The following is a 298-nucleotide window of genomic DNA, read 5'->3' as shown; positions in this document are numbered from 1 at the left end:
GTAGTGAATCGCTTCGCCATCGGGCAGCGTTTTTACAAGCAAGCGGCCTGCGGCATCGCGCTGATATTCGGTGATCAGTTCACTACCGTCATCGCCGAACTCGATTTTCTTCAGCAGTTGGCCGTTGAGGTCGTACTCGTAGGCAGTACGGCGTCCGTCGAAGCCGGTTTCCTGTTGGATCAGGCCGTTGGCGTAGTAATCGAGGTGGTAGTGCTCGCCGCGCTCGTTTTCGATTTCAGTGAGCAACAAGCGCGAGTTGTCATAGCGGTAGCGCAACTGGCTGCCATCAGGATTGATT

At 55.4% G+C, this 298-nt stretch carries 1 protein-coding gene; it reads right to left on the bottom strand.

Annotated features, from left to right (window positions below):
* A partial coding sequence (locus HU727_RS25605; RefSeq protein WP_217847168.1) for a hypothetical protein occupies positions 1-298 on the bottom strand: 298 nt, incomplete at both ends.

Origin of the sequence: Pseudomonas khorasanensis (assembly GCF_014268505.2) — a bacterium.
GTDB lineage: Bacteria > Pseudomonadota > Gammaproteobacteria > Pseudomonadales > Pseudomonadaceae > Aquipseudomonas > Aquipseudomonas khorasanensis.
The sequence above is the reverse complement of the archived record's forward strand: the minus strand, read 5'-3'. Positions and strand labels throughout refer to the sequence as shown.